This window comes from Arcicella rosea (assembly GCF_040543805.1).
Lineage (GTDB): Bacteria > Bacteroidota > Bacteroidia > Cytophagales > Spirosomataceae > Arcicella > Arcicella rosea.
Window position 1 is genome coordinate 1 of the sequence record NZ_JBEUMS010000038.1, and the last position, 1,269, is coordinate 1,269.

Sequence of the window (1,269 nt, forward strand, 5' to 3'; positions counted from 1 at the left end):
GGGAGTGTTCATTAAACTGTGTCATTTGATTTATTGAGTTAGGGGGCTAGCCCCCTAACTCAATAAATCAACTTGTGAAATTCTGTCTTCAAATGTAATGATTAGTTCTGCACGCATTTCTCTCCAGTTCTTAATTTTTGCATTCCAAACCTTATCCATGTTCTGAATTGCCAAATAGGCTAATTTCAAAAGAGCATTATCTGAAGCAAAAGCTCCTTTACTCTTTGTGATTTTCCTAATTTGTCTATGATAACCTTCAATCGTATTAGTCGTATAAATGATTTTCCTGATTGCTGGGGAGTATTGAAAATAGGTAGAGATATTCTCCCAATTATTCGTCCAAGTTTCAACTGCTTTGGGATATAATTTGCCCCATTTTTCTGCTAAAGTCCCTAGATGTTTTTCTGCCATATTAAGATTCTCTGCTTTGTAAACAAGCTGTAAATCCTTTACAAATTCTCTTAAATGCTTATCATAGACAAAGCGAGTAGAGTATCGGATTTGATGGATAACACAAAGTTGTATCTGTGTTTTAGGAAATACTGCTTCAATGGCTTGAGGGAAACCCTTGAGACCATCAACACAGCTGATTAAAATATCCTCAACTCCTCTTGCTTTGAAATCAGTCAATACTGACAACCAGAACTTAGCGCCTTCTGTTTCAGCCAGATAGATTCCTAATACTTCCTTTTTGCCATCTAAACCTAAGCCTATTACACTATACATGGCTCTGGAACTTACCTTACCATCAATACGAACTTTGTAAAACATCGCATCCATCCAAACTACTGCATAAACCCTTGAAAGAGGTCTGGATTGCCACTCTTGAAGTCGTGGAATTACTCTATCGGTGATGTTTGAGAGTTCGCCTACTGAAAGATGATAGCCATAAAGTTCTTCCAACTGCTCATTGATAGAAGAATAACTCATGCCGTGAGAGTACATTGAAATAATCTGACGCTCTAAAGTATCCGTTAAAACTAATTGTCTCTTTCCAACGACTTGTGGGTTAAAACTACCGTCTCGGTCACGTGGAGTCTCTAATTCAAAGCTTCCTCCATTACTCTTAATAGTTTTTTTAGACAAACCATTTTTGCGGTTTTTAATCCCTTCTGCCTTGTTAGCATTCAGGTGATTATCCAATTCTCCTTGTAAAGCACTTTCTAAAAAATGTTTCAACATAGGAGCAAAAATACCATTCTCCCCAGTAAGAGGTTTGCCAGAATAAAGACCTTTTATCGCTTCTTGCTTAAAAGTCTCAAAATCAAA

The 1,269-nt window shown here is 37.0% G+C and carries 1 protein-coding gene; it reads right to left on the reverse strand.

The features are described from left to right. Positions 1-54 precede the first annotated feature (54 nt). Positions 55-1,239 (reverse strand): IS256 family transposase, encoded by a 1,185-nt coding sequence (locus tag ABID42_RS23990; RefSeq protein ID WP_367285820.1) that lies wholly within the window; start codon positions 1,237-1,239, stop codon positions 55-57. Between the last annotated feature and the right edge of the window lie 30 nt (positions 1,240-1,269).